General features: G+C 71.8%; 24 protein-coding genes. 13 read left to right on the top strand and 11 right to left on the bottom strand.

All coding sequences use genetic code 11. The features are described from left to right. The first annotated feature begins 80 nt into the window (after window positions 1-80). From GA0115234_RS03715 to GA0115234_RS43195, 3 genes are all read left to right on the top strand, one after another. Window positions 81-464, top strand: coding sequence for a helix-turn-helix domain-containing protein (locus GA0115234_RS03715; protein ID WP_093539383.1), 384 nt, complete (start codon window positions 81-83; stop codon window positions 462-464). A 291-nt stretch (window positions 465-755) separates the two neighbouring features. Then, window positions 756-947, top strand: a complete 192-nt coding sequence (locus tag GA0115234_RS03710) for a CsbD family protein (RefSeq protein ID WP_093539382.1) — start codon at window positions 756-758, stop codon at window positions 945-947. Between the two features lie 319 nt (window positions 948-1,266). Further along, entirely contained in the window at window positions 1,267-1,608 is a 342-nt protein-coding gene (locus GA0115234_RS43195) for a hypothetical protein (protein ID WP_093539381.1), read from the top strand. On the opposite strand, the gene GA0115234_RS03700 is transcribed toward GA0115234_RS43195, so the two are convergent. The 3 genes from GA0115234_RS03700 to GA0115234_RS03690 all read right to left on the bottom strand — a co-directional run bounded on the left by GA0115234_RS03700 (window position 1,556) and on the right by GA0115234_RS03690 (window position 8,016). Then, a complete protein-coding gene (locus tag GA0115234_RS03700; RefSeq protein WP_093539380.1) occupies window positions 1,556-2,320 on the bottom strand; it encodes an SDR family NAD(P)-dependent oxidoreductase in 765 nt (254 codons plus the stop codon). The genes GA0115234_RS43195 and GA0115234_RS03700 overlap by 53 nt on opposite strands. A 56-nt stretch (window positions 2,321-2,376) precedes the next feature. After that, window positions 2,377-3,177, bottom strand: a complete 801-nt coding sequence (locus GA0115234_RS03695; protein ID WP_093539379.1) for a DNA-formamidopyrimidine glycosylase family protein — start codon at window positions 3,175-3,177, stop codon at window positions 2,377-2,379. 171 nt (window positions 3,178-3,348) lie between these two features. Then, complete coding sequence (locus GA0115234_RS03690; protein WP_093539378.1) at window positions 3,349-8,016, bottom strand: Lhr family ATP-dependent helicase; 4,668 nt, start codon at window positions 8,014-8,016, stop codon at window positions 3,349-3,351. A gap of 81 nt (window positions 8,017-8,097) precedes the next feature. On the opposite strand from GA0115234_RS03690, the gene GA0115234_RS03685 reads away from it, so the two are divergent. Genes GA0115234_RS03685 through GA0115234_RS03675 form a run of 3 tightly spaced genes read left to right on the top strand, consistent with a single transcriptional unit; the run spans window position 8,098 to window position 10,212 of the window. Beyond that, window positions 8,098-8,967, top strand: coding sequence for an AraC family transcriptional regulator (locus GA0115234_RS03685; RefSeq protein WP_093539377.1), 870 nt, complete (start codon window positions 8,098-8,100; stop codon window positions 8,965-8,967). A 10-nt stretch (window positions 8,968-8,977) separates the two neighbouring features. Then, window positions 8,978-9,910, top strand: a complete 933-nt coding sequence (locus GA0115234_RS03680) for an AzlC family ABC transporter permease (RefSeq protein WP_370803767.1) — start codon at window positions 8,978-8,980, stop codon at window positions 9,908-9,910. Next, window positions 9,907-10,212, top strand: coding sequence for an AzlD domain-containing protein (locus tag GA0115234_RS03675; RefSeq protein ID WP_093539376.1), 306 nt, complete (start codon window positions 9,907-9,909; stop codon window positions 10,210-10,212). The genes GA0115234_RS03680 and GA0115234_RS03675 overlap by 4 nt, the downstream gene beginning before the upstream one ends. A 122-nt stretch (window positions 10,213-10,334) precedes the next feature. Here the strand turns inward: GA0115234_RS03675 and GA0115234_RS03670 are convergent, their stop codons facing one another. After that, window positions 10,335-11,249: a hypothetical protein gene (locus GA0115234_RS03670; protein ID WP_093539375.1), complete on the bottom strand. Its 915-nt coding sequence runs from the start codon at window positions 11,247-11,249 to the stop codon at window positions 10,335-10,337. 79 nt (window positions 11,250-11,328) lie between these two features. Between GA0115234_RS03670 and GA0115234_RS03665 the strand changes: the two genes are divergently transcribed. The 6 genes from GA0115234_RS03665 to recX all read left to right on the top strand — a co-directional run bounded on the left by GA0115234_RS03665 (window position 11,329) and on the right by recX (window position 16,476). Continuing rightward, the gene (locus GA0115234_RS03665) at window positions 11,329-11,523 is read left to right on the top strand and encodes a DUF3046 domain-containing protein (protein ID WP_093539374.1); all 195 of its coding nucleotides are present in this window, start codon (window positions 11,329-11,331) and stop codon (window positions 11,521-11,523) included. Window positions 11,524-11,785: 262 nt separating this feature from the next. After that, complete coding sequence (locus GA0115234_RS03660; protein ID WP_093539373.1) at window positions 11,786-12,916, top strand: AI-2E family transporter; 1,131 nt, start codon at window positions 11,786-11,788, stop codon at window positions 12,914-12,916. A 91-nt stretch (window positions 12,917-13,007) separates the two neighbouring features. Beyond that, window positions 13,008-13,787, top strand: coding sequence for a hypothetical protein (locus GA0115234_RS03655; protein WP_093539372.1), 780 nt, complete (start codon window positions 13,008-13,010; stop codon window positions 13,785-13,787). Between the two features lie 138 nt (window positions 13,788-13,925). Beyond that, window positions 13,926-14,567, top strand: a complete 642-nt coding sequence (locus GA0115234_RS43190; protein WP_237541065.1) for an Imm21 family immunity protein — start codon at window positions 13,926-13,928, stop codon at window positions 14,565-14,567. A 46-nt stretch (window positions 14,568-14,613) separates the two neighbouring features. Then, complete coding sequence (recA, locus tag GA0115234_RS03645; protein WP_093539371.1) at window positions 14,614-15,741, top strand: recombinase RecA; 1,128 nt, start codon at window positions 14,614-14,616, stop codon at window positions 15,739-15,741. Between the two features lie 3 nt (window positions 15,742-15,744). Next, the gene (gene recX, locus GA0115234_RS03640; RefSeq protein WP_370803766.1) at window positions 15,745-16,476 is read left to right on the top strand and encodes a recombination regulator RecX; all 732 of its coding nucleotides are present in this window, start codon (window positions 15,745-15,747) and stop codon (window positions 16,474-16,476) included. Window positions 16,477-16,769: 293 nt separating this feature from the next. Here the strand turns inward: recX and GA0115234_RS03635 are convergent, their stop codons facing one another. Beyond that, window positions 16,770-17,465, bottom strand: a complete 696-nt coding sequence (locus GA0115234_RS03635; RefSeq protein ID WP_093539369.1) for a DUF6197 family protein — start codon at window positions 17,463-17,465, stop codon at window positions 16,770-16,772. A gap of 303 nt (window positions 17,466-17,768) precedes the next feature. Between GA0115234_RS03635 and GA0115234_RS03630 the strand changes: the two genes are divergently transcribed. Next, window positions 17,769-20,450: an FtsX-like permease family protein gene (locus tag GA0115234_RS03630; protein ID WP_237541064.1), complete on the top strand. Its 2,682-nt coding sequence runs from the start codon at window positions 17,769-17,771 to the stop codon at window positions 20,448-20,450. Window positions 20,451-20,616: 166 nt separating this feature from the next. Here GA0115234_RS03630 and GA0115234_RS03625 read toward each other — a convergent pair whose 3' ends face one another. The 6 genes from GA0115234_RS03625 to GA0115234_RS03605 all read right to left on the bottom strand — a co-directional run bounded on the left by GA0115234_RS03625 (window position 20,617) and on the right by GA0115234_RS03605 (window position 25,205). Further along, window positions 20,617-21,045 carry a rhodanese-like domain-containing protein gene (locus GA0115234_RS03625; protein WP_093539368.1) on the bottom strand — a complete coding sequence of 143 codons (429 nt, stop codon included), beginning with the start codon at window positions 21,043-21,045 and terminating at the stop codon, window positions 20,617-20,619. Next, entirely contained in the window at window positions 21,042-21,611 is a 570-nt protein-coding gene (locus tag GA0115234_RS03620) for a cysteine dioxygenase (protein ID WP_093539367.1), read from the bottom strand. Before GA0115234_RS03620 ends, GA0115234_RS03625 begins: the two co-directional genes overlap by 4 nt. Before the next feature lie 73 nt (window positions 21,612-21,684). Then, window positions 21,685-21,756, bottom strand: coding sequence for a putative leader peptide (locus GA0115234_RS44260; protein ID WP_309544753.1), 72 nt, complete (start codon window positions 21,754-21,756; stop codon window positions 21,685-21,687). Between the two features lie 47 nt (window positions 21,757-21,803). Beyond that, entirely contained in the window at window positions 21,804-23,417 is a 1,614-nt protein-coding gene (locus tag GA0115234_RS03615) for an FAD-dependent monooxygenase (protein WP_093539366.1), read from the bottom strand. A gap of 226 nt (window positions 23,418-23,643) precedes the next feature. After that, window positions 23,644-24,543 (bottom strand): amino acid ABC transporter permease, encoded by a 900-nt coding sequence (locus GA0115234_RS03610; RefSeq protein ID WP_093539365.1) that lies wholly within the window; start codon window positions 24,541-24,543, stop codon window positions 23,644-23,646. Further along, on the bottom strand, window positions 24,540-25,205 hold the full coding sequence (locus tag GA0115234_RS03605) for an amino acid ABC transporter permease (RefSeq protein ID WP_093539364.1): 666 nt from the start codon (window positions 25,203-25,205) through the stop codon (window positions 24,540-24,542). The genes GA0115234_RS03610 and GA0115234_RS03605 overlap by 4 nt, the downstream gene beginning before the upstream one ends. Window positions 25,206-25,267: the final 62 nt, after the last annotated feature.

Below are 25,267 nucleotides of genomic sequence, written 5' to 3'. Positions count from 1 at the left end.
GCTCCCCGCACGGCCGCGGCGCGAGGCGGTACGGTGGGGCGTGAAGGATGCGGCTACGCGGTCCGAGGAGGGAGCCACCGATGATTCTGCTCCGTCGCCTGCTTGGTGACGTGCTGCGTCGGCAGCGCCAGCGCCAAGGCCGTACTCTGCGCGAAGTCTCCTCGTCCGCCCGAGTCTCGCTCGGCTATCTCTCCGAGGTGGAGCGGGGGCAGAAGGAGGCATCCTCCGAGCTGCTCTCCGCCATTTGCGACGCGCTTGACGTACGGATGTCCGAGCTCATGCGTGAAGTGAGCGATGAGCTGTCGCTGGCCGAACTGGCCGAGTCGGCAGCAGCCAGCGATCCGGTGCCTGTGCCGGTGCGCCCGATGCTCAATTCCGTCTCCGTGACGTCGGTGGCAGGTGTGCCGTCGGGTCGGGTGACCATCAAGGCGCCCACGGAAGCGGTGGATGTCGTCGCCGCCTGACCCTTGCGGTCCGGTGGGCAGTGGAGCCCCGGTCGTCCCCTTGAGGGGACGGCCGGGGCTTTTTCGTGCGCCCGGTGGGGAGGGGAGTGGCTGGGGCCGGATGCTTTCGGCGGCCTGCATGTTTCGACGGTCCGCATGCTGCGGCGGCCCGTAGGTTTCGAGGGTTCGCACGTTTCGGCGGTCCGCTCGGATCATCGGATCAGGTGACTCCCGGATGACTGTTTTGTTCTATTTGTGCCATCGTGGTTCGTGCTGAACGTCAGGAACGTTCCCCTACCCGAAGGAGTCGCAATGGTTGACGAAGGCGCCAAGGACAAGCTCAAGGGCAAGGCCAAGGAAGCCATGGGCAAGATGACCGGCGACCGGCGCAAGCAGGCCGAAGGCAAGACGGACCAGGCCAAGGGCCAGGCCAAGGAAGCCATGGGCAGCGCCGAGGAGCGCACGAAGGGCATGAAGGACTCGCTGCGCCGCGACGAGCACTGACCGCGTTCACCGGGCCCCCACGCGAAACGTGGGGGCCCGGTGGCGCCGTGGCGCCGCTCGTTCTGGATGCGGACCGGGTGATGCCGGGCGAGACTGCGGAGAGCGGAATGCCGGCCGGTGGGATCGCGGCGCGATCGCGTGTCCGGTCCTGCGCCGGAGAGCTCCCCGCTGGAGCCGGTTCACGATCCGGCGCGGTGTGCCCGGGAGCCCCGGGTGAGCGTGCGATGGTCTGTGGCCGCGCCTATCGCGCCGGTGGTGCGCCGATGCGCCCTCCCGCCGGGCGAGCGCGCCGCACTAGGTTCGGCCGGAGGAGGCAGCCATGGTACGGCGATGGGTGCCGGCGCTCGTTCTCGGCGGGGTGTGGTGGTGGGCCGTGCTGCGGCTCGTGCTGGAACCGGCCCATGCGGGGTTTGTCGAGGGTGCGGTGGCGGCAGGTGGGTGGGGGCTGAGCCTGCTGCCCGTGCATGCGGCCGCGACTGCCGGGTCGGCGGCGGGCGGCGGGGGCGTGGGTGCGGCCCGGTGGTCCGCGGCCGGGATGCGGTGGGCGGGCCGTTGGGCGGGTCCTTGGGTGGCCGCCGGGTCCCGATGTGCGGAGCGGGGGCGACGGGCTACCAAGGCATGGCTACGCCGCCGTTCGGGCGGAGGATCTGGCCGGTCATGAAGGCCGAAGCGTCGGAAGCGAGATGGAGCACGGTGTGGGCCACGTCCTCGGGCTCGCCCACCCGCCCGAGCGGGGAGATCCGCGCCATCGTCGCCTCCACCCGCTGCTGCCGGTCCGCGTCGTGGCGGGCGGTCATGGGCGTACGGATCCAGCCCGGGGCGACGGCGTTGACGCGGATCGCATGCGGCCCCAGTTCGGTCGCCAGTGTCTTCGTCAGCTGGACGACCGCCGCCTTGGCCGCGCTGTAGCAGAGCAGCCCCGGCCCGGCGGAGTCGACGGCTCCCGAGGCCATGGTGATCAGTGAGCCGGGGGCGCCGCGCGCGATCATGGAGCGGGCCACCTCCTGGCAGGTGTACAGCACACCCTTGAAATTGACCGCGAGGACGCGGTCGAGATCCTCGTCCGAGGTCTCCAGGACGCTGCTCGTATGCATGATTCCGGCGACGGCGGCCAGGATGTCGAGGTCGCCCGCCTCGCTCACCGCGGCGCCAACCCGGCTGCGGTCGGTGACATCGAGGAGGTGGACGTGGGATGCGCCACCCGCCTCGGTGATCAGTCGCCGGGTTTCCAGCAGGCCCTCCTCGTCGAGATCCGCGCAGTGCACGGTGGCGCCCGCGGTCGCGAGCAGGGCGGCGCAGGCTCGGCCGATGCCGCCTGCCGCGCCGGTGACGAACGCGGAGCGGCCGGTGAGGTCGTACGCGGTGAGGGACATGACCGGACGGTACGACTGGATCTGACGAAGCGTCAACTGTCGTGGCGGCTCGGCACTCAGTGCGTGGGGCCCGACTGGCAGCGCGGACACCAGTAGGTGGGGCGGGAGTCCTGGTCGGCGGTGCGGATGGGGGTGCCGCAGCGCAGACAGGGGCGGCCTCTCCTGCCGTAGACCCAGAGCCGTTCCTTCGGGGCGGGGCCGCGCGGGGCCGTGCTCGTGGTCGTCCGCAGGGGGCGGTCGCGGTTGGCTTCGAGCAGCTGCTTGGCCGTCGTGACCAGGCGGGTGGCGGTGAGGGCGGCCAGGTCGCCGACGGTGAGCCAGGGGGTGGCGCGGGCCAGGAAGCAGAGCTCGGACTTGTAGACATTGCCGATTCCGGCCAGGTTCCGCTGGTCCAGCAGGGCTTCGCCGAGGGGGCGGCCGGGGACGGCGAGCAGATTGCGCAGCGCGGTGTCGGGGTCCCAGTCCGGGCCCAGCAGGTCGGGGCCGAGATGGCCGACCGCCTTCGCCTCGTCCCGGGTGCGGAGGAGTTCGAGCACGGGCAGTCGGTAGCCGACCGCGGTGTGCTCCGCGTTGGCGAGGACGGCGCGGATCTGGTGGGCGGGGCCGCCGCGCCAGCGCTCGCCGGGGGCGTAGACGCGCCAGGCGCCGTCCATCCGGAGATGGCTGTGCAGGGTGAGGCCGCCCTCGACGCGGGTGAGGAGATGCTTGCCGCGCGGGACGACGTCCAGAACCGTCCGTCCGGTGAGGTCGGCGGTGGCGAAGCGGGGCACCCGCAGGTCGGAGCGGGTGAGGACCTGACCGGCGAGCGCGGTGCGCAGACGTCCGGCCGTCTGCAGGACGGTGTCTCCTTCGGGCATGCCTCCATGATGCGGGGTGGGGCGGTGTAGGGGAGTGGGTGCGGGTGGGGTGGCGCGTGCGGTGGGTGGGGGTGCGGGGTGGAGGTGTGCGTTGGGGGTGGGTGCGTGAGATGGGGTGGTGTGTGGGTGCGCGTGGTGGGGTGCGGCGTACGTGGAGGGTGTGCCGGGGGTTCAGGCGCGTAGCCGGAGCCCCCTCGGGGTGGCGAGGAAGCCGGCCGCCTCCAGCGTGCGGCCGAGCGGGGAGGTCAGTGAGGGGGCGCCGTTGGTGCGTTCCACCGTGACCGTGCCGAGCGCCCCCGCGCGGGCGGCCGCCGCCAGCGCCCCGGCCGCGGCGAGGAGGGCCGGGTCGTCCGGGTCGGTGGGCCAGGCGAGCAGTGTCTTGCCGCCGCGCTCCATGTACATCGCCAGCTCGCCGTCGACCAGCACGACCAGGGCGCCCGCCTTGCGGCCCGGCTTGTGCCCGGCGCCGTCCGGCGGCTCGGGCCAGGGCAGGGCCGCGCCGTAGGCGTTGGCAGGGTCCGCCGCTGCGAGGACCAGGGCGCGGGGCGCGGTGCCCGGCTCCGTACGGTCGCGGGCGGTGGACGTGGCACGCAGCCGGTCCACCGCGCCGTCCATCGCGAACTGTGCCGCGCCCAGCCCTTCGACTACGTAGCCCCGCCGGGCCTGTCCGTTGTCCTCGAAGGCGGACAGGACGCGGTATGTCGCGGAGAAGCCGCCTTCGACGCCCTCGGCCTGGACCGCGCCGCGGGTCACCACCCCATGGCGGTCGAGCAGCGTGCGGGCCAGGGCATGGGCGCGGTGTGTGGGGTCGGGCTCGGTGGCGGGCAGCAGGGACCAGCGGCCGGAGACGGTGGGCGGGCCGGTGCGGGACGCGGGGCGGGCGGCGGCGGTCAGTGAGCCGTAGCGCCCGCGCGGGACGCTGCGTCTGGCGCGGTGGGCGGTCGACCCCGCCGTGCGGCCGGAGCCGAGGAGCGAACGCAGCGGGGCGAGCGTGTCATTGGTGAGCCGGCCCGACCAGGCCAGCTCCCACACGGCGTCGGCCAGTTGCGGATCGGTGCAGTCCGGATGCGTGGTGGCGCGGACCTGATCGGCGATCTGCCGGAAGAACAGTCCGTATCCGCCGCTCAGGGCCGTCAGGACGGATTGGTGCAAGGCGCTGAGCTCCAGCGGGTGCGGGGGCGGGAGGAGCAGGGGCGCGCTGTCGGACAGGTAGAGCGACAGCCAGCCGTCCTTGCCCGGGAGCGCGCCGGCGCCGGCCCAGACGACCTCGCCGGTGGTCGTCAGCTCGTCGAGCAGCGCGGGGGTGTAGTCCGTGACCCGGCCCGGCAGGATCAGCTTCTCCAGCGCCGAAGCCGGGACGGGCGCGCCCTGCAACTGCTCGATGGCGCGGGCCAGTCCGTCGATTCCGCGCAGGCTGTTGCTGCCGAGGTGCTGCCACTGAGGGAGGAAGCCGGCCAGCGCGGCGGGAGGGACCGGCTCCAGCTCGTGGCGGAGCGCGGCGAGCGAACGGCGGCGCAACCGGCGCAACACGGTGGCGTCGCACCACTCCTGGCCGATTCCGGCGGGATGGAATTCGCCCTGCACGATCCGGCCGGAGGCGGAGAGCCGTTGCAGTGCCCCGTCCGTGACAGCGGTGCCGAGGCCGAAGCGGGTGGCGGCCCCGGTGGAGGTGAACGGGCCGTGCGTTCGGGCGTATCGGCCGAGGAGATCGCCCAGGGGGTCCTTCACCGGCTCGGTGAACGCCTCGGGGACACCGACCGGGAGGGCGGTGCCCAGCGCGTCGCGCAGACGGCCCGCGTCCTCGATCGCGGCCCAGTGGTCCGCGCCGCCGATCCGGACCCGGATGGCACGGCGGGCCGCGGACAGCTCCGCCGCCCACGACGAGTCGGCGCCGCGCTCCGCCAACTCCTCGTCGGTGAGCGGGCCGAGGACCCGCAGGAGGTCGGCGACGCCTTCGACATCCTTGATCCGGCGGTCCTCGGTCAGCCACTGGAGCTCCTGCTCCAGCTCGGTCAGGACGTCCGCGTCGAGCAACTCGCGGAGCTCCGCCCGGCCGAGGAGCTCTGCCAGGAGATGGGAGTCGAGAGAGAGGGCGGCGGCGCGCCGCTCGGCGAGGGGCGAGTCGCCCTCGTACAGAAACTGGGCGACGTAGCCGAACAGGAGCGAGCGCGCGAAGGGTGAGGGCTCCGGGGTGGTCACCTCGACGAGCCGGATGCGGCGTGCTTCGAGGTCGCCCATGAGTTCCGTGAGCCCGGGGACGTCGAAGACGTCCTGGAGGCATTCGCGGACCGCCTCCAGGACGATCGGGAAGGAGCCGAACTCCGATGCGACCTGGAGCAGTTGCGCGGCGCGCTGGCGCTGCTGCCAGAGCGGGGTGCGCTTGCCGGGGCTGCGGCGCGGCAGCAGCAGGGCGCGGGCCGCGCACTCGCGGAACCGGGAGGCGAACAGCGCCGAACCGCCGACCTGGTCGGTGACGATCTGGCCGATCTCGCCCTGATCGAACGTCACGTCCGCGGCGCCGACGGGGGGTTGATCGGCGTCGTACGAGAGGCCCGGCAGCGGCGACGGATCCTGGGCCGGCCCCTGGGCGAGGTCCTGCGCGGGATCGAAATCCAGGAGGTCCAGGCCCATCAGGTCGGCGTCGGGGAGCCGCAGCACGATGCCGTCGTCGGCATGCATCACCTGGGCGTCCATGCCGTACCGTTCGGCGAGGCGGGCGCTGAGCGCCAGCGCCCACGGTGCGTGCACCTGCGCGCCGAACGGGGAATGGACCACGACCCGCCAGTCGCCCAGCTCGTCACGGAAACGCTCGACGAGGATGGTCCGGTCGTCCGGCACATGGCCGCAGGCACGGCGCTGTTCGTCGATGTACGACAGAGTGTTGTCGGCGGCCCAGGTGTCGAGACCGGCGGCGAGCAGGCGTTCCCGGGCGTCGTCGGGCGACAGTCCGCCGATCTCGCGGAGGAACGCCCCCAGCGCACGCCCCAGCTCCAGCGGGCGGCCCAGCTGGTCGCCCTTCCAGAACGGCAGCCGGCCGGGAATGCCTGGGGCGGGCGACACCAGGACCCGGTCGCGGGTGATGTCCTCGATCCGCCAGGACGTGGTGCCGAGCGTGAAGACGTCGCCGACCCGGGACTCGTAGACCATCTCCTCGTCGAGCTCGCCGACCCGGCCGCCGCCCTTCTTGGGGTCGGCGCCCGCGAGGAAGACCCCGAAGAGCCCCCGGTCGGGGATCGTGCCCCCGGAGGTGACGGCGAGCCGCTGCGCACCCGGGCGGCCCGTGACCGTACCGGCCACCCGGTCCCAGACCACGCGTGGGCGCAGCTCGGCGAAGGCGTCGGAGGGGTAGCGGCCGGCGAGCATGTCCAGCACGGCGGTGAACGCGGACTCGGGCAGCGAGGCGAAGGGGGCGGCGCGGCGGACCGTCGCCAGCAGGTCGTCCACCTGCCAGCTGTCCAGCGCGACCATGGCGACCAGCTGCTGGGCCAGGACGTCCAGCGGGTTGGACGGGACCCGGAGCGCCTCGATGGAGCCCTCGCGCATCCGCTCGGTGACCACGGCCGCCTGCACCAGATCGCCCCGGTACTTCGGGAAGACCACGCCGGTGGAGACCGCACCGACCTGGTGTCCGGCCCGGCCGACCCGTTGCAGGCCGGAGGCGACCGAGGGCGGTGACTCCACCTGGATCACGAGGTCGACCGCCCCCATGTCGATGCCCAGCTCCAGACTGGAGGTGGCGACGACGGCCGGCAGCCGGCCCGCCTTGAGGTCCTCCTCGACCTGGGCGCGCTGTTCCTTGGAGACCGACCCGTGGTGGGCGCGGGCGAGCAGTGCGGGGGCGCCTTTCGCCGCACCGGACTCGGCCATGATCTCGGCGGGGGAGTGGGACTCGGTGAGCGTCTCGCCGGTGAGCCGCTCGTACGCGATCTCGTTGAGGCGGTTGCACAGCCGTTCGGCGAGGCGGCGGGAATTGGCGAAGACGATGGTGGAGCGGTGTCGCTGGACGAGATCGACGATCCGTTCCTCGACATGGGGCCAGATCGACGGCTTGTCCGCCTGTCCCGCCTGGTCGGGGTCGGTGGCGGGGGAACCGCCGAGCTCGCCCAGATCCTCGACCGGCACCACCACCGACAGGTCGAACCGCTTGGTGGACGGCGGCTGGACGATCTCCACCTTGCGCCGGGGCGAGAGGAAGCGCGCCACCTCGTCGACCGGACGGACCGTCGCCGACAGGCCGATCCGCCGTGCGGGACGCGGCAGCAGCTCGTCGAGGCGCTCCAGCGACAGGGCGAGGTGGGCGCCCCGCTTCGTTCCCGCCACGGCGTGCACCTCGTCGAGGATCACCGTCTCGACACCGGACAGTGCCTCCCGGGCGGAGGAGGTCAGCATCAGGAACAGTGATTCGGGCGTGGTGATCAGGATGTCCGGGGGCCGGGTCGCCATCGAGCGGCGCTCGGCGGGCGGGGTGTCGCCGGAGCGGATCCCCACCCGGACCTCGGGCTCGGGCAGCCCCAGACGCACCGACTCCTGGCGGATGCCGGTCAGCGGAGACCGGAGGTTGCGCTCGACATCGACCGCGAGCGCCTTCAGGGGCGACACGTAGAGCACCCGGCAGCGCTTCCTGGCCTCGGCGGGCGGCGGTACGGACGCCAGGGCGTCCAGCGCGGCGAGGAAGGCGGCCAGGGTCTTGCCGGAACCGGTCGGTGCGACGACCAGCACGTCCGAGCCCTCGCCGATCGCGCGCCAGGCACCCTCCTGCGCGGCGGTGGGCGCGCTGAAGGCACCCGCGAACCAGCCGCGGGTCGCGGGTGAGAACGAATCGAGCGCAGAGCCGGCCATGTCCCCCATCGTGCACCCCGCCACTGACAACGGCCCCGACGGCCGTCGGCGGACCCGCCCCGGAGCTGCGAGAATTTATCCATGGGGGCGATACCGGAGTCGGGATCGAGGGAGTGGGCGAGGTACTGGCAGTACGCGGAACTGCCCGACCTCGATCTGCTCCGTGCCCGGTATGTGCGTCACACCTTCCCGCGCCACAGCCACGAGGGCTACGTCTTCGGCACCATCAGCCGCGGGGTGGAGGATGTCGGGCTGCCGGGCGGCACTGTCCACGCCGGCCCCGGCACCGTCGTCATGATCAACCCGGAGGTTCCGCACACGGCCCGCGCGGGTGTGCCCGAGGGGTGGGTGTACGCCACGCTGTACCCGTCCTCGCAGGTGGTCAACGACATCGCGGCCGAGACGACGAGCCTGCGCGGCACGGTCGGATTCGCCGAGACCAGCGTCGTGGACCCGTACGCGGCCCGGCTGATCGACGAGGTCCACCGGGCGGCCGAGGAGGGCAACGCACTCGCCGCCGACACCCTGCTGCGGATCATGGTCACGCGGCTGCTCAGCCGGCACGGCAGCACGCTGCACGCCCGCGCACCCCGCTCGGCGGGCGCGCGCGACGCGGCGCGGGCACGTGCGGTGCTGGAGGGCAGGATGGCGACGCCGCCCACCCTGGAGGCGCTGGCGGCGGAGCTCGGCACCAGCCCGTTCGCGCTGCTGAGGGCCTTCAAGAAGCAGTACGGGATGCCGCCCCACGCCTGGCTCACCGATGCCCGGGTGCGGGCGGCGCGGCGGATGCTCGACGCGGGGGCGGCACCCGCGGAGGCGGCCGCCGAGGTCGGCTTCACCGATCAGCCGCATCTCAACCGTCACTTCACCCGGATCGTGGGGGTGCCACCCGGCGCGTACCAGCGTGAACGTGCAAGAACGTACAAGACCGGTCTCGATCTGCCCACGTAGCGTTCCGGTCGTGGCAGAACAGACAACACTCTCAGAGGGCGCCGACGCATCGGCCGGCGCACCCCACGGCAACACGAGCGGCTCCGGTGCGCAGCCGGATGCGGCCGGGACGAAGCAGGATGCGGCCGCGATGAAGCCGGACGCGGCCGTCGTGCGCGATGCGCTCGGTGTCGGCATAGCCGTCGGGCTCTCCGGCTTCGCCTTCGGTGTGACCTCGGCCGGCTCCGGACTGAGCCTGCTCCAGACCTGTGCGCTCAGCCTCGCCGTCTTCACCGGCGCCTCGCAGTTCGCCCTCGTCGGTGCCCTTGCCGCGGGCGGCAACCCGTACACCGCTGCTGCCGGGGCCTTCTTCCTCGGCGTGCGCAATTCGTTCTACAGCCTGCGGCTGTCGCAGCTGCTGGCGCTCCCCCGGGGGCTGCGCCCCTTCGCCGCCCAGTGGGTCATCGACGAGACGACCGCCGTGACGCTGGCGCAGCCGACCCGGCGGACGGCCCGGATCGGCTTCGCCGTCACCGGGCTGACCATGTACGTCCTGTGGAACCTGACCACGCTGCTGGGAGCCCTCGGCGCCGAGGCGCTGGGCGACACCGACGCCTGGGGGCTGGACGCGGCATCACCGGCGGTCTTCCTCGCCCTGCTCGCGCCGATGCTGAAGAGCACCACCGAACGCGCCACCGCCGCGATCGCGGTCCTGCTCGCGCTCGGCCTGCTCCCCGTACTGCCCGCAGGTGTCCCCGTCCTGCTGTCCGCGCTCGCCGCACCCGCCGTCCTCTTCCTGAGCGGACGCCGCAAGGGCACGGGCCGGGAAACGGTTCCTATGAAGAAGAGCCGGAAAACGGATCCTGCCGAGAAGAGCCGGGAAACGGCCTCCATCAAGGAGAACCAGGGAGCGGACCCCGCAAGGGAGAACCGGGGAACGGTCACCACGGAGGAGAGCCGATGAACGTCTGGATCGCCATCGCGCTGACCGCCGTCGGCTGCTACCTCGCCAAGCTGCTTGGCCTGCTGGTGCCCGCCGGCGTGCTGGAGCGCCCGCTCGCCCAGCGTCTCGCCGCGCTCCTGCCCGTGGCGTTGCTGGCGGCCCTCACCGCGCAGCAGACCTTCGGCGACGGGCAGCACCTGGCGCTGGACGCACGGGGGGCCGGGCTCGCCGCGGCGGCGCTGGCGCTGGTCCTGCGCGCGCCCTTCCTCGTGGTCGTGGGCTCCGCCGTGGTCGTCACCGCAGGAGTACGTGCCCTCGGTTAGGCCGACCCGTACAGGAAAGGCCCGAGTGCGGCGAGAGGCCCGGACGTCGGCCCCGAGCCCCTCGCATCCGTACCAGTCCCAAGCGCCGGTCACCGTACCGGTCCCCATCCGGCTGCCGGGTCTCAGTCGAGGCTGCGCCCGTGCGCATGCAGCGTCAGAAGCGCCTTGAGCGTCACGAGGGGCCGCCCCTCCAGCGCCGTGCCCGGTGCCCACTGCCGCCAGTTGACCGGCCAGCCGCCGTCCTCCTGCTGTTCGGCCGCGAGGTGGTCGAGCGAGCGGGACAGCTCCTCGTCGGTGAACCAGCGACGGGCGAGCGACTCGGGCGTACGGGCGTAGTCGTACGGAAAGTGTTGCTCTCCCGGTGCGTATCCGGCCGCGACGGGGTACTCGGCACGCCGCTCCGGATCCAGTACCGCGAGCCGCTGATCCCGCACCAGCCGCCCGAGCCGGTCGGCCGCCGCCTCGGCCCGTGCCCGGTCCGGAGCGCCGTCCAGGAAGGCGAGCGCCGCCTCGATCTCGTACGGATGGGACCGGTCCAGGGCGTCCACCGCGGCCCAGCAGAAGTCGGTGGCCCGGAACAGCCAGGCGTGCCACACCGCGTTGCGGTGCAGCAGTCCGACCACGGGCCCGGTGGCCAGCAGCTCCGCCGGAGGATCGTCGACGATCGGGATGAACGGCGCGGCGGGATAGCCGCGCTGCGTCGGCAGGAGAGCGGGCAGCGCGCCCTCCTTGGTCGATACCCCGGTGAGGAAGCGGCAGATCCGCTCCACCCGCAGCCCGTCGCAGCGTCCGATGGAGTCCAGCACGTTCAGTGCGTGTGCGGTGTGCAGTGGCTGACTGACGGGGCCGCGCAGATCGGGTTCGAGCGCGTTCCCATAGCCGCCGTCCTCGTTCAGATAGGCGGCGAGTGCGGTTTCCACGGCGTCCGCACTTCCTTGCAGGAAGTGATGAGCGAACCGCCGCTGTTCCAGGACGCGGGCCGTGAGCCAGATGAACTGCTCGGCGCGATTGAGGGGACTTGTTCCGGTTCCAGCCATGGACCGACCGTAGGCCGGTAAGCGCTCTCGGCAAGACGTAGCGGCCCGGCTGCACTCTCAGGAGCGGGATACTGAGGTCATGCGGTTGACGATTTTCTGGGAACGGATGGCGGACCACTTCGGCGCGGGGTACGCCGACTCCTTCGCGCGCGATCATGTGATGTCCGAGCTCGACGGGCAGACCGTGCACCAGGCGCTGGCCGCGGGATGGGAAACCAAGGACGTCTGGCGCGGTGTCTGCACGGCGGTCGGCATTCCCGCCGACAAGCGCTGACCCCGGATTCGCACCGCCGGTTCGCCGACGTCGGACCCGCACCGACTCCCGGGCCGTCAGCGGCCGGGCCCGCACTGATTCCCGGCCCGTCGGCAGCCGGACCTGTGCTGTTGTCCGGGGTGGGCGGTTACTTGTCACGGCCGTAGGCGAGACTGGAACCGTGGCACCGACAGACGAGACAGCACAGACCCAGCCGCCCTCCACCCCGCCCGTCCCGCCGGCCGCGCCACCCGCCGCGTCCGCCGGGATCGGGTCGGTACGCATGCCCGCGTGGCTGCCGCGCGCCATGGTGCTCGCTCTGGCGCTCTACGCCTGCTTCCGGCTCGGCAGCTGGGCGTTCGACCAGCTCATCGGGTTGCTGATCAACGTTCTGATCGCGTTCTTCCTGGCGCTTGCCATCGAGCCGGCGGTGAGCCGGATGGCGGCGCGCGGCATGCGTCGCGGCCTCGCCACTTTCCTGGTCTTCCTCGCGGTGCTGATCGCCGCGGTGGGCTTCGTCGTACTGCTCGGCTCGATGCTCGCGGGCCAGATCGTCGACATGGTCGAGGAGTTCCCGAAGTATCTGGACTCGGTGATCAACTGGGTCAACCAGACGTTCCGCACCGACCTCTCCCGGGTCGAGGTCCAGGACAGCCTGCTCCACTCCGACTGGCTGCAGAAGTACGTCCAGAACAGCGCGACCGGAGTGCTCGACATCTCCACCACCGTGCTCGGCGGACTGTTCCGGCTGCTGACGATCTCCCTGTTCTCGTTCTACTTCGCGGCCGACGGCCCCAGGCTGCGGCGCGCCCTGTGCTCCGTGCTGCCGCCCGCCAGGCAGGCAGAGGTCCTGCGGGCCTGGGAGATCGCGGTCGACAAGACCGGCGGCTACCTCTACTCGCGCGGTCTGATGGCCCTGATCTCCGGGATCGCGCACTACATCCTGCTGGTGATCCTCGGGGTCCCCTACGCACCCGCGCTGGCCGTCTGGGTCGGGCTGGTATCCCAGTTCATCCCCACGATCGGCACGTATCTGGCGGGGGCCCTGCCGATGCTCATCGCGTTCACCGTCGACCCCTGGTACGCGGTGTGGGTGCTCGGCTTCGTCGTGGTCTACCAGCAGTTCGAGAACTACGCCCTGCAGCCCAAGCTGACCTCCAGGACGGTCGACATCCACCCGGCGGTCGCCTTCGGATCGGTCATCGCGGGCACGGCCCTGATGGGCGCCGTGGGCGCGCTGATCGCGATCCCGGCCGTCGCCACGCTCCAGGCGTTCCTCGGCGCGTATGTGAAGCGGTACGACGTGACGGACGACCCCCGGATGCACGGCCGGAGCGCACGGCGCGGCGAGTCGGTGCTCACTCGGCTGCGCCGCTCCTGGCGAGCCCCCGGAAGCGCAGAGGGCGAAGCCTAGAAGCTGGATATTGTCCCAGTTGGCCTGGTCTGTCCGTGCTGCTTCGATGACGGCTGGGTGTCCCGCTCGTGCTTCTGGCTAGTCTGCGGCCATGACGGAGTACCCCGGGTTCGGCGCGATGCTGGCGTGGTTGCTGGACCGGAGAGAGCTCGGCGGGCGGAAATTGGCCGGCCGTGCTGGGCTGAACGAGGACGAGGTCCGCGCAGTGCTCGCAGGGGACGGCCCCGGCGATGAACTGCTCCGACGGCTTGCGCCCGCACTGGGTTTTCATGCTGTCGATCTGTTCATCCTCGCAGGGCTGGCGGTCCCGGATGACATGGCGCCGTTGGACACCGCGGCCGCGGTGTGGATGAAGAACACGGTGGTGGATGCGGTGCGTCTCCCCGCAGCGGGACGCCGTGAACTCCTGCAGGTGATCCGCTCACTGCCGCAGGAGGAACGGCGTACCGGCTTCGTCCCGAAGCCGCTCCTGCCCCTCGCGGGCGGTCCGGGCGCTCGGGTCGTCCGCATGCTCCAGTACCGCAACCTGAACTGGTCGGGAATGGCGATGACGCTTGCGTCCGTGACGCCCACGTACCTGTCGGCAGCCACGTACGGTGTGATCGGCTCTGGTCGCAAGGAGCTGACCCCGCGCTTGGTGGCGGACTTCGCTGCCGTGCTGGGAATCGACGCCCGCGACCTGGCCGCGCTGACGGGCGTCATTCTGCGTGAGGTGCCACCGCCTCCGTCCTCGGAGGCCGTGGATGCCGCAGCACTGCTGTGGGCGGGGCGGCGTCTGTCTGCCGCCCAGGCGCGACACGTCTCCGAGCTTGCATGCTCCATACGTGGAGACTCCCGCGACGCGCACCTCATGGAACTGCCTGCCTCCTGACCCGCCCACCACGGCGCTCGGCCACTGTTCTGCGGCATCGAACCCTGAGCGCGTGAGCCGGACGGACGGCTGGCCGACCGACCGTCGGCGGCCTGCGGATCTCCAGGCGGTGTCGGTGGAGGTCCGCAGACTGCGTGCATGGGTATTTCTCACGACAGCAATCGCTGTGACCGTGCTGGACCGGTCTGGGTTCCGTCGGAGGACGAGTTGTTCACGGCAGTCGAGGCGGTCCTGCTCGATCCGGACACCGCGTGGGAGGACGGCGGGCTGTGGGTCACCGATGGCCCGGCGGTATTGATGGATTCGGCCGAAGCCGGCGCCGATCTGGGAGTGGAGTATCCCGATGGGGGCCGGCCGGGGCAGGCTCCGGCGCAGCTCCCGGCAGGCCGGTGGAGGGTGCGTGCGGTCCATCGGGCAGAAGAGTTCCCCTGGGTGGGCGTGGTGCAGCTAGTCCCCCGAGGGCGGCCCGGTCGGCAGCGCAACGGCCGACTCGTGTGGGGAATTCAACTGAGTGGGGCAGGTTCCACACTGCACGGCAGGGCCTGTTCCGTCGCAGCGAAAGCCTCCCTGGCCGTCTCCTCGGCAGGGTCGGCCGCACGGACATGGCACAGGGCGGCCACACCGCCTCATCCAGGAGCGGACCGGCCCGGCGTGGTGCGCTTGACACTAAAATCGAACATCCATTCTCATGGGATTCCGGCCGGGTTTTCCCGGGCCCGACCGTGGAGTTATCCACAGGCCGGGAGGACGTCGAGGCCCATTGTCAGTGGCAGGGGTTAGCGTCTTTGACGTGAAGCGATCGACTCAAGCAAATCGGGTGGAACCCATGGCAGGAACCGACCGCGAGAAGGCGCTGGACGCCGCACTCGCACAGATTGAACGGCAATTCGGCAAGGGCGCGGTGATGCGCCTCGGTGAGCGGCCGAACGAGCCCATCGAAGTGATCCCCACCGGGTCCACCGCCCTCGACGTGGCTCTCGGCGTCGGCGGCCTGCCGCGCGGCCGTGTGGTGGAGGTGTACGGACCGGAATCCTCCGGTAAGACGACGCTGACGCTGCACGCGGTGGCGAACGCGCAGAAGCTCGGCGGCTCCGTCGCCTTCATCGACGCGGAGCACGCCCTCGACCCCGAGTACGCGAAGAAGCTCGGCGTCGACATCGACAGCCTCATCCTGTCCCAGCCGGACAACGGTGAGCAGGCCCTTGAGATCGTGGACATGCTGGTCCGCTCCGGTGCCCTCGACCTGATCGTCATCGACTCCGTCGCGGCGCTCGTGCCGCGCGCGGAGATCGAGGGCGAGATGGGCGACTCGCACGTGGGTCTGCAGGCCCGCCTGATGAGCCAGGCGCTCCGCAAGATCACCAGTGCGCTCAACCAGTCCAAGACCACCGCGATCTTCATCAACCAGCTCCGCGAGAAGATCGGCGTGATGTTCGGCTCGCCGGAGACCACGACCGGTGGCCGGGCGCTCAAGTTCTACGCCTCGGTGCGCCTCGACATCCGCCGGATCGAGACGCTGAAGGACGGCACCGACGCCGTCGGCAACCGCACCCGCGTGAAGGTCGTCAAGAACAAGGTCGCGCCGCCCTTCAAGCAGGCCGAGTTCGACATCCTCTACGGCCAGGGCATCAGCCGCGAGGGCGGTCTGATCGACATGGGCGTGGAGCACGGCTTCGTCCGCAAGGCGGGCGCCTGGTACACCTACGAAGGCGACCAGCTCGGCCAGGGCAAGGAGAACGCCCGTAATTTCCTCAAGGACAACCCCGATCTCGCCAATGAGATCGAGAAGAAGATCCTTGAGAAGCTGGGCATCGGAGTCAGGCCCGACGACGGCGCCGCCCAGTCCGGTGCGGACGCGGCAAGCGGTGCCACGGCTCCGGCCGACAGCGCGAAGTCGGTGCCCGCTCCGGCCGGCAAGACCAAGCCGGCCAAGACCGCGGCGGCCAAGAGCTAGACCGTGACGCGTCGTACGGAGTGGCCGGTCAGCGCCACTGACCATCACACCGGTCCCGGCCGCGAATCCGCCGCCGGACACATGGCCGAGTCCGCGGATGTGTACGAGCCGGAGGCCGGTCCCGGTCACGACACGGGCTCGGGCGCCGGATTCGGCGAGGGGGCGGGCCGTCGTGCCCGCTCCCGCACCAGGAGCAGCGGCTCCCCTTCCTCGTCGAGGGCCGAGAAGGGGGAGCCGCGAGACCCGGTCGAGCAGGCGCGCAACATCTGCCTGCGGCTGCTCACCGGGACGCCGCGTACTCGGAAGCAGCTTGCCGACGCGCTGCGCAAACGAGAGATCCCGGACGAGGTGGCCGAAGAAGTGCTTTCGCGCTTCGAGGATGTCGGGTTGATCGACGACGCGGCGTTCGCGGACGCCTGGGTGGAGTCCCGGCATCACGGACGCGGACTGGCCCGCCGTGCTCTTGTCCGTGAGCTGCGCACCAAGGGGGTGGACTCCGCCGTCATCGACGAGGCGGTCGGGCAGCTCGACTCCGAACAGGAGGAGGCGACTGCCCGCGAGCTGGTCGCGCGTAAGTTGCGCTCCACTCGCGGCCTGGACCGAGACAAGCGGCTGCGCCGCCTTGCGGGCATGCTCGCGCGCAAGGGGTACGGGGAGGGCATGGCCCTGCGCGTGGTGCGGCAGGCACTGGAGGAAGAGGGCGAGGACACGGAAGGTCTGGACGAGCCCTTCTGACCGGGGTCGTCGTACCGGACGGCGACCGCACGGCGGGCACCACGGGCGTCGGGCACGGCGGGCACGACGGGCGGCGGAGGAAGCGCCGGTCGGTGATCGGCGGTACGGGATTGGTGACGCGTGGCCAGCGGCACGGAGCAGCGGCATGGGGTTGGTGGTACGGGGCGGTGGTATCGGGCGGTGAGGCACCGGGGGACGGGGTAGCCGTGCGGGCGGGGGCGAGGGGGAGCGCCTGGGTATCGCCGCTGTGCGTCAGGTGGGCCGTGGGGGAGGCGTGGGGGAGGCGTGGGTGATCACTGCCCGGCGTGGGCGGCGCGGGTGATGGTGGCGTCGATCAGGGCGAGCGCGTCTGCGGCGGTGCGGCCGGGGCAGCGGTTCCAGGGCCCGATCAGCCCGGTCCAGCCCTGCGAGCGGAGCTCGGCGACGAGCCAGGCACCGGCCCGGTCCACGGTGTCGAGGGAGCCGTAGCCCAGGCGGTGCGCGGTGAGGAGGGCACCGCAGATGCACCGTGCGCCGCGGGCGTTGCGGAGCCGGTACGGGGTGTTCTGCCAGCCCCATTCGGTCAGGATCTGCCGCGCATAGGCGAGATGGGTGGAGGGCCGCACCTCGGGCTGGCCGATGCGGCGCCAGGAGTGGAGCCGGTCCGGGAGGATCGCGCCCAGACGCCCGGGGAGCGGCCGCTCGCGCGGCGCGGTCGCGGGCAGGGCGCGGGCGGAATCGGCGATGAGCTGATCGACCGGCACGGACAGCAGGTCGCGCCAGTCGCCCGGCCGGCGGCCCGGCAGTGACTCCGTGGCGCCGGGGGCGGACAGCCGTACAGGGCGGGGCGGGGACCCCTGTCGTACAGGGGCAGGGGCAGGGGTGGGCGGCTGTACGGGGTCGGGGGCCGTGACTTCCCAGCCGGTGACGATCTGCTGCCACGCCTCGGTGTCGTGGAGGCGAGCGGCCTGGGCGTCCAGTTGATCGGGGGTGAGCGTAGGGGTCGGCATGGGTGCGAGGTCTCCGTCCCGTCGGTCCTTGGTACTGAGGTGAATGTCCGTCGGGTACGGGGACCGCTCCACCGGAGCGTGGCGTTCGGGTGTGTCTCGGCGAGTCGAGGGGGAACCGCCGACGGCATATGGGGGTAGCCCCCCGCACGAACACACGGGCACGCTCCAGTGCGCGGGCATGCACCGACGGAGCAGGGTGTGACGCATGACGGAGCAGCCGCACATCCCGGCGCCGGCCGGGACCCCGGCGCCGCCGCCGACCCTGACCCCGGAGCACGACAACAGACGAGAGACGGACGCACGATGATGCTGCGCTATGCCTTACAGACGATCCGGGACCGCAAGGGCGGGTTTCTCGGCGCCTTCCTGGCCCTCATGTGCGCCGCCGCTCTGATCACCGCCTGCGGCACGCTGCTGGAGACCGGCCTGCGCGGAAGGATCGCCACCGAGCGTTATGCCGCCGCGCCGCTCGTGGTCTCCGCAGACCAGAACGTCCACCGCACCACGGTCAAGCACAAGGGCAACGGAAAGACCAAGGTCAAGCACAAGGCGAAGCCGGTCGCCGAGCGTGCCTGGCTCCCCGCCGATGTCCTCGACCGGGTCAGCGCCCTGGACGGCGTGGGCGGGGCCGTCCCCGAACTGACCTTCATGGCCCAGCCCATGAGCAGCCTGCCCATGAGCGGTCAGTCCGCGAGCAGCCGTCCCGCGAGCAGCCGTCCCACGAGCGGCCGGTCCGCGAGCAGCCAGGCCATGAGTGGCCAGTCCGCGAGCAAGGGCGGGGCCCGGTCCGAGCCCCGCCCCCTGGCCCACCTCTCCGCGCGCCCCTCGTACGGCCATTCCTGGGCCTCCGCCCCGCTCACTCCCTTCCGCCTCGTCGCGGGCCGTGCCCCTTCCGCCGATGACGACGTGGTGATCGACCGCGTCCTCGCCGGACAGAACGGCCTGAAGCCCGGGGACCAGCTCATCGTCCAGTCCACTCGCGCTCCCCGCCCGTACCGCATCAGTGGCATCGCGGCCCCGGCCGGGCAGCGCGACCTCCGGCAGCAGACCTCACTCTTCTTCTCGCCGGCCGAGGCGGAGCGCCTGGCCGCCCGCCCCGGCCGGATCACCGCTCTCGGCGTGACCCCCGCGCCCGGCACCGACCTCACGCGGCTGAAGCAGCGGGTCGAGCAGGCGCTCAAGGGCACCTCCGCCCAGGTAGCCACCGGCGAGGACCGGGGCCCCGTCGAATTCCTGGATGCCGCCGGAGCCCGTATCAAGCTGGTTTCCATGGGAGGCGCCATGGGCGGCACGTCCCTCCTGGTCGCGATCCTCGTCGTGGTCGGAACCTTCGCGCTCTCCATCCAGCAGCGCCACCGCGAACTGGCCCTGCTCCGCGCCATCGCCGCCACCCCGGGCCAGATCCGCCGTCTCCTCGGCCGTGAGGCCCTCGTCGTCGGCGCCGCGGCCGGAGTTCTCGGCGTGCTCGCCGGACTGCCCCTCGCCGACTGGCTGCACGGTCGATTCATCGACATGGGTGCGATTCCGGTCACCCTGGAACGCACCGCGGGCGTCTTCCCGGCCTGCGCGGCGCTCGTCGTCACCCTGGTCGGCGCCTGGGCCGCGGCGAGGATCTCCGGCCGCCGTATCGCCCGCATCCGGCCCGCCGAGGCCATGGCCGAGTCCGCCGTCGAGCGCGGCCCGGCGCGGGGCCGGATCGTGGCGGGTCTGGTGCTGCTCGTGGGCGGAGCCACTCTCGTCGGCGTACTGAGCGTGCTGCGCACCGAGGCCGCCGCGACCCCCGTCACATTCCTCGCCGTCGTCGTGTCGGCCACGGCCGTGTCACTGCTGGGGCCGTACCTGGTGAGGTTCGCGGCCGTACTGCTCGCGGGACCGCTCCGGGCGGCAGGCGCAGGAGGATCCCTGGCGACCGCGAACATCCGGGGGAACTCTGCCCGGATGGCGTCCGTCGTCACCCCGCTCACCCTGCTCATTGGGATGACCTGCACGGTTCTCTTCGTTCAGCCGACCCTCGGGGACGCCGCCCGCGCCCAGGCCCGCGACGGCGTCCGCGCCACCTGGGTACTGGCCGCGCAAGGGCCGGGTGTCCCGTCCGAGGCCGCCGGGGCGGTCCGCGGGGCGCCGGGTGTCACGGCCGCCACGGAGGTCGTGCGGACCACGGTGCGCGTCGGTCTCGACAAGTACCAGGCCCAGGGCGTCACCCAGGCCGGACTCGCCCGCACCTGGGACCCGGACGTCACGAGCGGATCGCTCACCGCGTTCACCCACGGGCATGACACCGCCGCGATCAGCGAACTCGCCGCCGACCAGCTCGGCCTCCGCCCCGGCAGTGCGCTGAGACTCCACCTCGGCGACGGCACCCCCGCCAGCCTCACCGTCGCCGCCGTCTACCGTCGCGGGCTGGGCTTCGGCGATCTGACGCTGCCTCATGACCTGCTCGCCCGTCATATGGACAACCCGCTCGCCGCCACCGTTCTGGTCGCCGGGCACGGCAGCCGTGACGAACTCGCCGCCGCGCTCCAGCGGTTCCCCGGCGTCTCCGTGCTGTCATCGGAGACCGCCGACCAGGTCCAGGCGGACCGCCAGCAGGAGAACGCGGCGGTCAACTACCTCGCCATGGGCCTGATCCTGGCCTTCACCGCCATCGCGGTCGTCAACACTCTTGCCATGTCCGTGTCCGAGCGCATCAGGGAGTTCGCCATGCTCAGGCTGGCCGGCGCGACCCGGCGTCAGGTCCTGAGGATGCTCCGCGCCGAGGCCCTGTCGGTGCTGCTGATCTCCACGGCCCTCGGCAGCGGTATCGCCCTGGCCGTGCTGACCGCCTTCAGCATCGGCATGACCGGCAGCGCGGCGCCCAGCGTTCTGCCCCTGCTGTACGCGACGGTGGTGGGCGCCGCCGCACTGCTGGCACTGGCTGCCACCGCGCTGCCCGGCCGACTCGCGCTCAGGGCGCGGCCGGTGGAGACGGCCATGTCCAGGCAGTGACCATCGTAGGAACCCGGAACCCGGAACCCGGAACCCGGAACCCGGTGCGGGGCTTCGGCAGGGCCCCGCACCGGATCCAGCCAGTGACCACCGAAGGAACCCGGTGGTCAGGCCTCGACAGGACCCCGCCCAGTCACACCCAGCCCTCCCCACCACGCCCCGCACGTCACACCTCGACCGGCAGCCCCGCCGCACGCCACGCCTGGAACCCGCCGATCAGATCCGTCGCCCGGTGCAGCCCCAGCTGCCGCAGGGACGCGACGGCGAGGCTCGACGCGTATCCCTCGTTGCAGACCACCACGATCCGGAGATCGTGGCTCACCGCCTGCGGGGCCCGATGGCTGCCCCGCGGGTCGAGCCGCCACTCCAGTTCGTTGCGCTCGACGACCAGAGCTCCCGGAATCAGCCCGTCCCGTTCCCGCAGTTCCGCGTACCGGATGTCCACGAGCAGCGCCCCGTCCGCGGCGGCGGTGGCCGCCTCCTGCGGGCCGACCCTGACGAACCCGGCCCGGACCCGCTCCAGCAGCTCGTCGATTCCCGTCGGCAGCTCGTCGATCCCGACCGGCTCCGCGCCGTCCCGGGGGCCGTCGCTCACTGCCAGTCCTCCGGCCGCTCGACCTGTTCGAGGCGGAGCAGGTCGCCCGTGCGGCTGTAACGCCGGATCCGCGGCAGCGGCGGGTAGTACGCGTGGACGGAGACGGCGTGCTCCGTGGTGGACTCGTTCAGCACCTCGTGGACGTGGTGGCGGCCGAAGGCCCGGCCCTGTCCGGTGGCCAACTCCCGGCTCCGGTCGATGCCTTCGGTGAGTTCGAGGGTCTTCCAGCCGTCGGTGGGCAGCCGGGCGGCCAGCGACAGTTCCTTGAGGGTGCCCGCCGCGGTGGTGAAGGCGCCGATCGAGTCGGCGTGGTCGTGCCAGCCGGTGCCGGTCCCCGGCGGCCAGCCGATCAGCCAGGCCTCGCTGCCGCCGGGGCCTTCGAGCTGGACCCAGGTGCGCCCCTCGGGATCGAGGGGGAGCGAGGCGACGGCCTCGGCGTCGGTGGCGACACGGCGGACGAAATCGAGCAGTTCCGCCTCCGTCGGCCCGGAACCACCGGGAGAGGCGGACAGGTGTGCGGATACGGGAGCAGGCGTGGGTACGGAGGGTGAGGCAGGGGCAGACACGGAGACCGTCCTGAGGGTTCGCGCGGATGCCCGCCCGCACGGCAGCGCGCAGGGCGGGGCAGGGAAAGGCGATTCAGCAGGACGGCCGACACACGCAGCCCGCATAGCGGACGAGGTCCATATGGACCCTCCGCCACAGGCGCACATCGGTGTCGGTCACGGTTCGGAGTACACCATGTACGTCCGCAGCGGTCAATTGATGCCCGCAGTCTGGTCAGAGCGTACGGAGGCGTGTCCCGAACCGCCCCGCACCGTGTCCGCCGCCGCCAGGAGATCCCGGGGCCGCACCCCGCCGAACGACGCCACGAGATGACCGTCCGGCCTGATCAGGAGCACGGTGTGGGCCGACGCCCCCGGGTAGCTCTCGGTCACCAGCAGCTCACCCTTCATCGGCAGCGCGTCGACGGCCGCGGCGAGGCGCGGCATGACGCCGGCGGTCATCCAGTGACGCCGGTCCCACACCCCCGTGCCGGGCGCCACCAGAACCACCAGCAGATGCCCCTGCCCCAGCCGCTCCCGCAGCCGCACGGTCGTGCCGTCGGGCGCCGTCACCCGCACATCGGTCACCGGCGCACCGGGGGGCGTACCCACAGAGTCGTGCGCCTCGGCGCGTGGGGGCGCAAGGGGCGAATGCGAGTACGAGGGGGGCGCACCGAGGGGGCCGCATCCCAGATGTCCGTCGGTGAGCAGGGAATCGTGCCCCCGTGCGCTCCCCGGGACCAGCGTCCGCAGCCCTCCGCCGCCACGCAGTATCGGCAGCGACTGGTCCGCGGCGCGCAGCCGGGAGGCGACCGCGGCTCGCCGCTCGGCCTGGTAGCTGTCGAGCAGTACGTCGGCGGCGCCGTGGTGCCAGGCCTGGGCCAGCTTCCAGGCCAGGTTCTCGGCGTCCCGCAGCCCCTCGTCGAGCCCCTGGGTGCCCAGCGCGCCCAGCAGATGGGCGGCGTCCCCGGCCAGGAAGGCCCGGTCGGCCCGCCAGCGCAGGGCCAGCCGGTGGTGCAGCGTGTACACGCCCGTGTCCAGCAGCTCGTACGGCGGTGTCTCGCCGCACCAGCCCGCCAGGGTGTCCCGGACCCGGGTGATCAGGGCGTCCGGGGTGACGAGTTCGCCACGCGGCGGCAGCAGCCAGTCCAGCCGCCAGACGCCGTCCGGCAGCGGCCGCGCCGTGACCTCGGCGCCGCCGGTGCGCCACGGCGGCAGCCGGTGCAGCACGGCCTGTCCCGGCCAGGGAAGATCGGTGCGCAACGCCGCGACGGCATGTCGCTCCACCGCAGTACGCCCGGGGAACCGGATGTCGAGCAGCTTGCGCACGGTGGACCTGGCGCCGTCGCAGCCCACCACATAACTCCCGCGCCACCAGGTCGCGTTCGGTTCCCTGGTGTGCACCGTGACGCCGGCCGGGTCCTGCTCCAGCGTGTCGATCCGGCTGTACGGGGCCACCTGCACCAGCTCCTGCGCGGCCACCGCGTCCCGCAGCCCGCGCGTCAGGACGTGCTGCGGCAGATGAACGGGGGCGGGCAGCGGATCGCCTTCGGGGGACTCCTCGCCGAGCGACAGCTCACGCACCAGTTGCTTGCGCCGCATCGACCGCCACCCGGACCACCGCACCCCTTCGTGCCGGAGCGCCTTGCAGCCCAGCCGCTCGACCAGGGCCGCGGTGTCCTCGCGCAGCACGACGGTGCGGGCGGGGCGCGTCTCCTCCTTGCCCGGATCCTCGTCGAGGAGGACGGAGGGCACACCCTGCGCCGCGAGGGCGAGCGACAGCGCCAGACCGACGGGCCCGGCGCCGACGACGATCACCGGGTCCACGGGGCAGCACCTCGAATCCGTACGGACGGCGCCGAGGACGCGGACGGGACGAGCGCGCGACTCGGAACGGGGCTGGGCGGCGGAGGGAGTGTGGCGGCGGGGGCAGGGGGCGCGATCACAGAACGTATGCAACCTACTGCCGGTGCCCGCGTCAAGCGACACCGGACGGCGGCGAGGGGCGGTGGCTCATCCGCCACCGCCCCTCGGAACACCGTGCGACGAGCCGTCAGACGCCGTGCCCGTCATCGATGACGAGCGACGGCGTACCGACGGTCTCGGGTGCGCCCCCGGGCGCGGTGCCCTTCTCCTTCTTGTTGCGCCGGAGCCACCGCTCCAGCCAGCTGGCGAAGGACGTGAGCGCGAAGTTCAAGGCAATGTAGATCAGGGCGATGATCGTGAAGCAGGCGATCGTGTTCGCGCCGTAGTTCGCGCTCATCGGACGGACCGATGCCAGCAGCTCGGGGAACGTCATCATGGCGCCGCCGAGCGCGGTGTCCTTGACGATGACGACGAGCTGGCTGACGATCGCCGGCAGCATGGCCGTCACCGCCTGCGGCAGCAGCACCGACAGCATGATCTGGTTCTTGCGCATGCCGAGTGCCTTGGCGGCCTCCGCCTGGCCCTTCGGCAGGGTCTCGATCCCGGCCCGCACGATCTCGGCGAGGACCGAGAAGTTGTACAGCACGAGTCCGGTCACCACGGCGTACAGCGGACGCACATCGGTGTCGATGGTGGTGTACTCCGCGTACACCGCGTTCGCGGTGATCATGAGGATCAGCACCGGGACGGCGCGGAAGAGCTCCACGACGAAGCCGGCCGGCATGCGTACCCAGCGGTGGTCCGAGAGCCTGCCGATCCCGAACAGGGCGCCCAGCGGCAGCGCGATGATCAGGGCGAAGAACGCCGCCTTGAGCGTGTTCTGGAGGCCCGGCCAGATGTACGTCTGCCACGGCTGGGGGCTGGTGAAGAAGGGCTTCCACTTGATCCAGTCGAGCTGGCCCTTCTCGGCCAGACCGTTGTAAACCCACCACACCACGGCAGCCGCGCACAGCACGAACAGCACCGTGTAGAGGATGTTGCGCTGCTTGGCGCGGGGGCCCTGGGCGTCGTAGAGGACGGAACTCATCGCTTCACCGCCACCTTCTTGCTCACCCAGCCGAGGATCAGGCCGGTCGGGAGGGTCAGGACGATGAAGCCGAACGCGAAGACCAGCGCGATCAGGATCAGCTGGGCCTCGGCCTCGATCATGTCCTTCATCAGGTAGGAGGCCTCGACGACGCCGATCGCGGAGGCGACCGTGGTGTTCTTCGTCAGTGCGATCAGCACGTTGGACAACGGGTTGACCACCGCGCGGAACGCCTGAGGAAGGATGATCAGCCGCAGTACCTGCGTGAAGCTCAGCCCGAGTGCGCGCGCTGCCTCGGCCTGGCCGACCGGCACCGTGTTGATGCCGGAGCGCAGCGCTTCGCAGACGAAGGCGGCCGTGTAGGCGGCCAGGGCGAGCACGGCCAGCCGGAAGTTGATGTCTTCGGTGGCATCGGCACCGAGCGCGATGCCCAGCGTCTGGTACAGACCCAGCGACGAGAACACCATGATCACGGTCAGCGGAATGTTCCGGACCACGTTCACGTACGCGGTGGCGAAGCCGCGCATCAGGGGGACCGGGCTGACCTTCATGCCGGCCAGCAGCGTTCCCCATATGAGGGAGCCGAGGGCGGAGTAGACGGTGAGCTGCACCGTCACCCAGAAGGCCCCCAGCAGGTCGTAACCTTCAAGAAAGTCGAACACGATCTCCCGCGCTTCCGCGTGTAGGAGGGCACGGCGCGCCGCCGTTCACGGACGGCGCGCCC

The organism is Streptomyces sp. DvalAA-43 (assembly GCF_900091725.1).
GTDB lineage: Bacteria > Actinomycetota > Actinomycetes > Streptomycetales > Streptomycetaceae > Streptomyces > Streptomyces pulveraceus.
The sequence above is the reverse complement of the archived record's forward strand: the minus strand, read 5'-3'. Positions and strand labels throughout refer to the sequence as shown.

Coding starts and splice junctions, on each gene's coding strand:
- GA0115234_RS03715 (WP_093539383.1), top strand. CDS start 81: ATGATTCTGCTCCGTCGCCTGCTTGGTGACGTGCTGCGTCGGCAGCGC.
- GA0115234_RS03710 (WP_093539382.1), top strand. CDS start 756: ATGGTTGACGAAGGCGCCAAGGACAAGCTCAAGGGCAAGGCCAAGGAA.
- GA0115234_RS43195 (WP_093539381.1), top strand. CDS start 1,267: ATGGTACGGCGATGGGTGCCGGCGCTCGTTCTCGGCGGGGTGTGGTGG.
- GA0115234_RS03700 (WP_093539380.1), bottom strand. CDS start 2,320: ATGTCCCTCACCGCGTACGACCTCACCGGCCGCTCCGCGTTCGTCACC.
- GA0115234_RS03695 (WP_093539379.1), bottom strand. CDS start 3,177: ATGCCCGAAGGAGACACCGTCCTGCAGACGGCCGGACGTCTGCGCACC.
- GA0115234_RS03690 (WP_093539378.1), bottom strand. CDS start 8,016: ATGGCCGGCTCTGCGCTCGATTCGTTCTCACCCGCGACCCGCGGCTGG.
- GA0115234_RS03685 (WP_093539377.1), top strand. CDS start 8,098: ATGGGGGCGATACCGGAGTCGGGATCGAGGGAGTGGGCGAGGTACTGG.
- GA0115234_RS03675 (WP_093539376.1), top strand. CDS start 9,907: ATGAACGTCTGGATCGCCATCGCGCTGACCGCCGTCGGCTGCTACCTC.
- GA0115234_RS03670 (WP_093539375.1), bottom strand. CDS start 11,249: ATGGCTGGAACCGGAACAAGTCCCCTCAATCGCGCCGAGCAGTTCATC.
- GA0115234_RS03665 (WP_093539374.1), top strand. CDS start 11,329: ATGCGGTTGACGATTTTCTGGGAACGGATGGCGGACCACTTCGGCGCG.
- GA0115234_RS03660 (WP_093539373.1), top strand. CDS start 11,786: ATGCCCGCGTGGCTGCCGCGCGCCATGGTGCTCGCTCTGGCGCTCTAC.
- GA0115234_RS03655 (WP_093539372.1), top strand. CDS start 13,008: ATGACGGAGTACCCCGGGTTCGGCGCGATGCTGGCGTGGTTGCTGGAC.
- GA0115234_RS43190 (WP_237541065.1), top strand. CDS start 13,926: ATGGGTATTTCTCACGACAGCAATCGCTGTGACCGTGCTGGACCGGTC.
- recA (WP_093539371.1), top strand. CDS start 14,614: ATGGCAGGAACCGACCGCGAGAAGGCGCTGGACGCCGCACTCGCACAG.
- GA0115234_RS03635 (WP_093539369.1), bottom strand. CDS start 17,465: ATGCCGACCCCTACGCTCACCCCCGATCAACTGGACGCCCAGGCCGCT.
- GA0115234_RS03630 (WP_237541064.1), top strand. CDS start 17,769: ATGATGCTGCGCTATGCCTTACAGACGATCCGGGACCGCAAGGGCGGG.
- GA0115234_RS03610 (WP_093539365.1), bottom strand. CDS start 24,543: ATGAGTTCCGTCCTCTACGACGCCCAGGGCCCCCGCGCCAAGCAGCGC.